Annotated in this window: 6 protein-coding genes and 1 pseudogene; all 7 read left to right on the forward strand. The window is 66.9% G+C overall.

Annotated elements, in window-relative coordinates; genetic code table 11:
* Positions 1–138 precede the first annotated feature (138 nt).
* Positions 139–672: a type VI secretion system contractile sheath small subunit gene (gene tssB / locus Q4F91_RS10280; RefSeq protein ID WP_303337399.1), complete on the forward strand. Its 534-nt coding sequence runs from the start codon at positions 139–141 to the stop codon at positions 670–672.
* Between the two features lie 21 nt (positions 673–693).
* Complete coding sequence (gene tssC / locus Q4F91_RS10285) at positions 694–2,181, forward strand: type VI secretion system contractile sheath large subunit (protein ID WP_303337401.1); 1,488 nt, start codon at positions 694–696, stop codon at positions 2,179–2,181.
* A gap of 116 nt (positions 2,182–2,297) precedes the next feature.
* Positions 2,298–2,825, forward strand: coding sequence for a type VI secretion system tube protein Hcp (locus Q4F91_RS10290; protein WP_303337403.1), 528 nt, complete (start codon positions 2,298–2,300; stop codon positions 2,823–2,825).
* Positions 2,826–2,942: 117 nt separating this feature from the next.
* Positions 2,943–3,440 carry a GPW/gp25 family protein gene (locus Q4F91_RS10295; protein WP_303337405.1) on the forward strand — a complete coding sequence of 166 codons (498 nt, stop codon included), beginning with the start codon at positions 2,943–2,945 and terminating at the stop codon, positions 3,438–3,440.
* A gap of 79 nt (positions 3,441–3,519) precedes the next feature.
* Entirely contained in the window at positions 3,520–5,376 is a 1,857-nt protein-coding gene (tssF, locus tag Q4F91_RS10300) for a type VI secretion system baseplate subunit TssF (protein ID WP_303337407.1), read from the forward strand.
* Positions 5,355–6,398: a type VI secretion system baseplate subunit TssG gene (gene tssG / locus Q4F91_RS10305; protein ID WP_303337409.1), complete on the forward strand. Its 1,044-nt coding sequence runs from the start codon at positions 5,355–5,357 to the stop codon at positions 6,396–6,398. Before tssF ends, tssG begins: the two co-directional genes overlap by 22 nt.
* Before the next feature lie 35 nt (positions 6,399–6,433).
* Positions 6,434–8,072: pseudogene (locus Q4F91_RS10310) on the forward strand (AAA family ATPase); the annotation flags it as partial.

Here is an 8,072-nt window from a genome sequence, read left to right on the forward strand (position 1 = left end):
CTTCAGCTCCTGGACGAGAAAACTGATTGGGTGTAGATTCCGCGGCTTTTAGGCTGGTAAAGCCGAGCCCGCGTCGATTCCCACCGAATTTCAATTCACAAACCATTCCCCGTGAAACGGGAGAAGGAGGACAGTCATATGTCAGCAAGCAACGGCGGTCAGCAGTTCATTGGCAAGAACCGTGCACCGCGTGTACAGGTCGAGTACGACGTCGAGCTCTACGGAGCCGAGAAGAAGGTGAACCTGCCCTTCGTGATGGGCGTGCTCTCGGATCTCTCGGGCAAGCCCGCCGAGCCGCTGCCGCGCGTCGACGAGCGCTCGTTCGTCGAGATCGACTCCGAGAACTTCGACGACCGTCTGAAGAGCATGAAGCCGCGCGTCGCCTTCCAGGTGCCGAACGTCATCACGGGCGAGGGCAACATCGCCGTGGACATGACCTTCGACAGCATGGAGGACTTCTCGCCCGCCAAGGTCGCCGAGAAGGTCGACGGCCTCAAGCAGCTCCTCGAGGCCCGCACCGAGCTCGCGAACCTGCTGAGCTACATGGACGGCAAGACCGGCGCCGAGGAACTCATCGCCAAGGTCCTGCAGGATCCGGCGCTCCTCAAGGCGCTCGCCGCCCAGGCCAAGCCCCAGGAGGCCGCCCCGGCCGAAGAGAAGACCGAAGAATAAGCGTGAAGGAGTATTTGAAGCATGACTGAAGAACTTCAGAGAGAAGCCGCGGCCCAGTCGCAGGCCGTCGAAATTTCCGAGTTTGAGCAGCTCCTCTCGCAGGAATTCAAGCCGAAGACCGAGGAGGCGAACCTCGCCGTGCAGGGCGCGGTGAAGACGCTCGTCGCCCAGGCGCTCGAGAACGCCACGCTCGTGAGCACCGACGCGGTGAAGACGATCGAGGGCATGATCGCCGAGCTCGACCGCAAGCTCTCCGCGCAGGTCAACGATATCATTCACCAGAAGGACTTCCAGGACCTCGAGAGCGCCTGGCGCGGTCTCAACTACCTCGTGACCAACACCGCCACGAACGAGTCGATGAAGATCCGCGTGATGAACGTGAGCAAGAAGGATCTCGCGAAGGTGCTCAAGAAGTACAAGGGCACGAGCTGGGACCAGAGCCCGGTCTTCAAGAAGATCTACGAGGACGAGTACGGCACCGCGGGCGGCGAGCCCTTCGGCTGCCTTGTGGGCGATTACTACTTCGACCAGTCGGCGCCCGATGTCGAGCTTCTGCGCGGCATTTCGCGCATCGCCGCGGCCTCGCACGCGCCCTTCATCGCCGCGGCCTCGCCCGCGATGATGAACCTCGACAGCTGGCAGGACATCTCCAACCCGCGTGACATCTCGAAGATCTTCTCGACGCCCGAGTACGCGACCTGGCGCAGTTTCCGCGAGTCCGAGGACAGCCGCTACGTGGCGCTCACGCTCCCGCGCGTGCTCGCGCGTCTGCCCTGGGGCGCCGGCGGCGTCCCTGTCGAGACCTTTGACTTTGACGAGGACACGGGGTCCGGCGCCTCCGCGAAGTACTGCTGGATGAACGCCGCCTACGCGATGGGCGCCAACGTCAACCGCGCCTTCTCGGAGTACGGCTGGTGTGCGCGCATCCGCGGCGTGGAGTCGGGCGGCGCGGTCGAGTCGCTCCCAATGCACACCTTCCCGACGGGCGACGGCGGCGTCGCGATGAAGTGCCCGACCGAGGCGGCGATCACGGACCGCCGCGAGGCGGAGCTCTCGAAGAACGGGTTCCTCCCGCTCTGTCACTGGAAGAACACGGACTACGCGGTGTTCCTGGGCGGCCAGACCGTCAACAAGCCCCGCGAGTACGACGACCCGGACGCGACGGCGAACGCGAGCCTCTCGGCGCGCCTGCCCTACATCTTCGCGACCTCCCGTTTCGCGCACTACCTCAAGTGCATCGTGCGCGACAAGATCGGCTCCTTCAAGGAGCGCGAGGACATGGAGCGCTGGCTCTCCGACTGGATCAGCGGCTACGTGACGAGCGACCCGAACGCGCCCGAGGAAGTGAAGGCGAAGTACCCGCTCGCCGAGGCCAAGGTCACCGTCGAGGCGATCGAGGGACAGCCGGGCTACTACAGCGCCAAGTTCTATCTCCGTCCGCACTACCAGCTCGAGGGTCTCACGACGTCTCTGCGCCTCACCACCAAGGTGCCGAGCGGCGCGAAGTAACCCCCGCGTCAACTTTTTTCCGGACGTCGCGCGCACGAGCCCGCACGCGGCGTCCGATCATGACTTTCCACGGGCTTCCTAACTAAATTCATTCCCTCTAAGGTAGGAAAAACACCATGGCAACTGATTTCTTCATCCGCATCGAAGGCATTGAAGGCGAGTCGAACGACAAGTCCCACGGCAAGTGGATCGAGGTCGTCGGCTTCATGCACGGCTCGATGCAGAACGTGGGCGCCGGCCGCGCCACCGACGTCGCCGGCCGCGGCCAGTTCGTGCCGTTCGTCTTCACGCACCTTCTCGACAAGGCCACGCCGAAGCTCCAGCAGTTCTGCATGTCCGGCCAGAAGATCGCGAAGGTCGAGTTCCAGGTCTGCCGCGCCATCGGCGGCGCCCAGGTCCCGGTCTACGAGATCAAGCTCGAGAACGTCAAGATCGCCCGCGCCGAGGTGCGCACGGTCGCCGTCGAGAGCACCAAGACGGGCAGCCTGCTCGACACCTTCTCCGGCGTCGGCAACTCGTACCAGCCCGTTGAGCAGGTCGAGCTCATCGCCGGCAAGATGACCTGGAAGGTCACGCCGATCAAGCCCGACAACACCAAGGACGGCGCGGTCGAGGCGAGCTTCGACCAGATCGCCAACTCCTGATAGGAAGAGCCCGGAAGGACCGGACGTCCGCTTCGAGCCGTTCCCGCGGAACGGCTCTCCGGCACGTCCGGATCCCCTCCGGGACTTGGTTTATTCACCGACTGGATATTCTCAGGAATGCCCCTTCACGAACGGAACCTCTCGAGCAAGGATCGCTTCATGCCCTGCGTGCTCACGCGGCTGCGCGACAACGATCCCGACTCGCGGCGCGAGTCCTTCTCGCGCTCAGTGTCGCTCGCCGAGCTTCGCGAGAGCATTCTTGAGAACATCCGGCTCATCTTCCACTCCCGCTTCCGTCCCGAGGCCGGCGAGCTCGGAGACGATCCGCGGCTGATGAGCTCCGTGCTCGGCCTCGGCCTCTCCGACTTCTGCGGCATGGCGCGCTCGGACGAGAACCGCGCGCGGCTGCGCGAGGACATTCTCAGGCAGCTGCGCTGGTTCGAGCCCCGGCTCGATCCCGAGACGCTCGAGGTCGAGGTGCGCGACGGCAGCAAGCGCGACGGCTCGGGTTGGGCGCTCGTGATCACGGGTCGCATCAGCGTCGCGCCCCTCTCGGGCGAGATGCTCTGCGTCTCCGAGATCGATCTCGAAACCGGCACGGTCGAGGTCCGCTAGGGCTCCGGCCGGCGGGCAGGGGCTTCCCGGGATTTTTCCGCGGGCCCCGAAGGGAAGAGAGAGGACAAAAGGACAGACGATGGACAAGGCATTTCTCGACTATTACCGCGAGAACCTCGCGCACCTGAGGGAATCCTCCGGCGAATTCGCCGCGGAGTTTCCCAAGATCGCCGCGCGTCTCGAACTCACGGCCGAGAACTGCCAGGATCCCTTCGTCGAGCGGCTTCTCGAGGGCACGGCGTTCCTCGCCGCCCGTGTGGAGAAGCGCCTCGACGACGGCTATCCGCGGCTCCTCGAGAGCATCCTCACGGCGGCCTCGCCGATGTCGCTCACGCCTGAGGCCTCGGGCGCGGTGCTCGAGCTCACGCCCGAGATGTCGAGCGACTTTGTGCGCTCGGGCACGGCGGAGCTTCCCGTCGGGTCGCGCTTCCGCGCGATGACGCCCGTCTCGCGCACGCCCGTCATTTTCTCGACGCAGCTTGCGGCGCCGCTGCTCCCCGTCGCGCTCTCCGGGGCGCGCTACATCCTGCGCGGACTTGAGCCCTTCGCGCCGAAGCGCCCGTCGGACGCCTCCGCGCTCGTGCTCTCGCTCGGCGTGCTGGGCGGCCCGGGAGCGATGGCCCCGCTCGGAACCGCGCCGCTGAGGCTCTTCCTGGGCCTTCCCGCCGAGGAGAGCTCCAACCTGATGAGGCTCATGCTCTCGGACGTCGAGTCCGTCTGGGTGCGCCGCGCGTCGGGCGACGAGCCCTGGACGTGCATTGAGGGCGTGAGCGTCCGCCATCCGGTCTTTGATGACCCGTCCGCGACGCTCTTCAACGACCGCCGCGGGTCGCTCCATGGTCTGCAGGTGCTCCGCGGCGTCCTCGAGCACCCCGATTTCCTCAGATTCATCGACATCCGCGGGCTCTTCGGCGCGGCTACGGCCGCGCTCGGCACGGGCGTGCAGGACTTCGAGGCGGCCTTCGTGCTCAGGCGCCGCGACCCCGGGCTCGTGCACGCGCAGCTCTCGAGCGGCGTCCGGCTCAACTGCGTCCCCGCGCTCAATCTCTTCGCGAAGCGCTCCGAACGGATGCCCGTCGGCGACCGCTATGAATTCCATGTCGTCGCCTCGCGCACCTCGCCCGTCGACTACGAGGTGAGGAGCGTCGAGAAGGTCGACATCTTCTCGCGCGGCAACCATCACCTTCTCTCGGCGAACCGCTTCTACGACGCGCGCATGACCGAGAACTTCGCGCCGACGCACACGTTCTTCAGCGTGCACCGCCGCGAGCGCCTCACGTTCCCGAAGAACGCCGGCCGCGTGAAGGGCAACTACCGCCCGCATGAGGTCTGGATCGCCCTCTCGGGCCGCGGCTGGAACGCCGTGCGCGATCAGGTCCATGACGCAGCGGCCGACATCACCTGCACGAACGCGGATCTGCCGCTCTTCCTCAGGGCCGACCAGCGGCTCGAGGCCGAGGATGCGCCCGGCGTCGCCGCCGCGTACTTTGCGAGCGCCCCGACGCGTCCGCAGCCGCCGCTGATCGCGCGCGGCGCCGCCGGTGACTGGGAGAAGCTCTCGCACCTCTTCATGAACCTCTCGACGGTTCTCTGGCAGCCCGGGACGCGGCCGCTCGAGATGATCCGCCGGCTCGTGCGCCAGTACAGCTCGCTGCCCGAGGAGGAGACCGAGCGCCTCACGTCGGGCATCACCGGGTTCGAGGCGGAGCCGAAGGTCTTCCGCTTCATCCGCCGCGGCTGCGTCTTCTTCGAGAACGGCTGGGAGGTGCGCGCGTCGCTTGACGCCGAGCGCTTCGCCGGCACGGGTGCATGGCTCTTCGGGCTCGCGCTCAGAAGCCTCGTGCGCAGCCTCACGCCGATCAACACCACTGTGGAGTTCGTTCTTCTTGAGGAGGACGGCACGGAGTACGGACGATGGACGATGCCAGAAAGCTGATACGCTCGAGCGCCAATCGTCTGCGCCGCGGCGAGGCCGAGCCCGACTTCAACGAGCTCGTTCGCCGCATCGAGAACGTGCGCACGGACCTGCCGCGCGTCGGCAAGGCCGGGCATCTCGCCGAGGAGCCGCTGCGCTTCGGGCAGGAGCCCTACATGCGCTTCCCCGAGACCTCGATCGCCCGGATTCTGCCGGACGGACCGAACGGGGAGCTTGCGCGCCTGCGCGTCTATTTCTTCGGTCTCTGGGGCGTCGGCGGCCCGATGCCGCTCGAGCTCACGAACGAATTCTTCCAGCGCTCGCACAACCACTACGACCGCGCCGGCACCGCGCTTGCCGACATCATCCACCATCGGCTCCTTGCGCTCTACTACCGCGCCTGGGCGCAGAACGAGGAGGCCGTGCAGTTCGACCGCTCCGGCGACGACCTGACGGGCAACGTCGTCCGCGCGATCGCGGGACTCCCCGAGCGCGAGAAGGACATGGGGCTGCCGCACTATGCCGCGCGCGCCTTCACGCGCTTCCTCTCGCGCATGCCCCGCACCGCCGACGGGCTCGCGAAGATGCTCGCCCTCTGGACCGAGGAGAAGGTGCGCGTCGAAGAGTGCGTCGAGGGCGACTACGACATCCCGGCCGACTACCGCTGCCGGCTCGGGCGCCGCGAGGTCTCGACCCTCGGACGGAACATGCAGATCGGCCGCCGGTACGCAAGCCGCTCGCGGAAGATGCGCGTGCGCATCGGTCCGGTTGACTTCGAGCGCGCCAAGCGCTTCATGCCGGGAACGCCCGTCTTTGACGCGCTTCACGCCCTCGTGACGCTCTACCTCGAGCGCCCCGTCGACTGGGAGCTCGCGCTCGAGATCCGCGGCGGGACCGTGCCGAGGCTCGCGCTCGGGCGCGACGCCGGAGACAGGGACGCCGCCGCGCTCGGCCGCGGAGCGGCGCTCACGACCGGAACACACAGATTCAACCAGGTCCGCCTCGTGCTTCCCGCCTCGGGACGCGCGGGCGAGACCGTCTGAAAGATTTCACAGCAACGTTACGGAGTAACAGACACATGAGCAAACTGAAGCGCATACAGCTTTTTGGGAAACTCAATCCCGTCGCCTACAAGACGCTTGAGAGCGCGACCGTTCTCACCAAAACGCGCGGCAATCCGTACGTTGAGCTCGTGCACTGGGTCAACCAGATCCTGATGAGCGAGCGCACGGACTTCCATTCGATCCTCGCGTGGAGCGGCGTCGACTCGGGCAAGCTCGCCAAGGACCTCACCGCCGCGATGGAGCGTCTCCCGCGCGGCGCCTCCTCGATCCTCGACTTCTCGGCCGGCATCGAACTCGCCGTGAAGGAGTCTTGGATGGCCGCCTCGCTCGTCTTCGGCGAGCGCGCGATCCGCACGGGCCACCTGCTCTTGGCGCTGCGCACCTCGACCGAGCTCACGCGTCTGCTCGCCGACATCTCGCGCGAGTTCCTCAAGGTCAACGGCGACCTCCTGCAGGAGAAGTTCGCCGAGGCCGTGAAGGACTCCGCCGAGACCGCCGCTCCCGCCCCCTCGGGCGAGACCGCGAGCTCGGGCCAGGCGAAGGAAATGATGAGCGAGCCCGCCATGGGCAAGGGCGAGGCGCTCGCCCGCTACACGATCGACATGACCGAGAAGGCGAAGAGCGGCAAGATGGATCCGATCGTCGGCCGCGACGAGGAGATCCGCCGCATCATCGACATCCTGATGCGCCGCCGCCAGAACAACCCGATCGTCACGGGCGAGGCGGGCGTGGGCAAGACCGCCGTGGTCGAGGGCTTCGCGCAGCGTCTCGCCGCGGGCGACGTGCCCGACTGCCTCAAGGGCAGCGTGCTCCGCTCGCTCGACATCGGCCTGCTGCAGGCCGGCGCCTCGATGAAGGGCGAGTTCGAGGACCGCCTGAAGCATGTGATCGAGGAAGTGCAGAACGCCGACAAGCCGACGATCCTCTTCATCGACGAGGCGCACACCCTCATCGGCGCGGGCGGCGCCGCGGGCCAGAACGACGCGGCGAACCTGCTCAAGCCCGCGCTCGCGCGAGGGGAGCTCCGCTGCATCGCCGCGACCACCTGGCAGGAGTACGTGAAGTACTTCGAGAAGGACCCGGCCCTCGCGCGCCGCTTCCAGAACATCCTCGTCGACGAGCCCGACGACGACAAGGCCGTGCAGATGCTGCGCGGCATGGTGAAGACCCTTGAGAAGCACAACACGTCACGGTGCTCGACGAGGCGCTCTCCGCGGCCGTCAAGCTCTCGCGTCGCTATCTGCCGACGCGCCAGCTCCCCGACAAGGCCGTGAGCGTGCTCGACACCGCCTGCGCGCGCGTCGCGCTCTCGCAGTCCTCCGAGCCCGCGCAGGTCGAGTTCACCCGCCGCCGCATCACCGCGCTCGAGCTTGAGCTCGAGATCCTCGGCCGCGAGGCCCGCTCGGGCACCGACCACGAGGAGGAGATCGAGAAGGTCACGGCGCGCCTTGAGTCCGAACGCGCGAAGCTCAAGGACCTCGAGGAGCGACTCGCCCGCGAGCGCGCCCTCTCGGCCGAGTGCATGGAACTGCGCACGAAGCTCCGTGAGATGGATGTGAACCCGGATGCGCCGGCCGCCGATGCGGTCACGGAGGTCGCCGAGACCGCCGAGGCCGCGGAAGCCCCCGCAGAGAATGCGGAAGCGGCTCCGGC

It is taken from the genome of Sutterella sp. (assembly GCF_030539355.1).
GTDB lineage: Bacteria > Pseudomonadota > Gammaproteobacteria > Burkholderiales > Burkholderiaceae_F > Sutterella.

Bases quoted from the DNA above. Each gene is read 5' to 3' on its own strand.
- tssB (WP_303337399.1), top strand. From the start codon at position 139: ATGTCAGCAAGCAACGGCGGTCAGCAGTTCATTGGCAAGAACCGTGCA.
- tssC (WP_303337401.1), top strand. From the start codon at position 694: ATGACTGAAGAACTTCAGAGAGAAGCCGCGGCCCAGTCGCAGGCCGTC.
- Q4F91_RS10290 (WP_303337403.1), top strand. From the start codon at position 2,298: ATGGCAACTGATTTCTTCATCCGCATCGAAGGCATTGAAGGCGAGTCG.
- Q4F91_RS10295 (WP_303337405.1), top strand. From the start codon at position 2,943: ATGCCCCTTCACGAACGGAACCTCTCGAGCAAGGATCGCTTCATGCCC.
- tssF (WP_303337407.1), top strand. From the start codon at position 3,520: ATGGACAAGGCATTTCTCGACTATTACCGCGAGAACCTCGCGCACCTG.
- tssG (WP_303337409.1), top strand. From the start codon at position 5,355: ATGGACGATGCCAGAAAGCTGATACGCTCGAGCGCCAATCGTCTGCGC.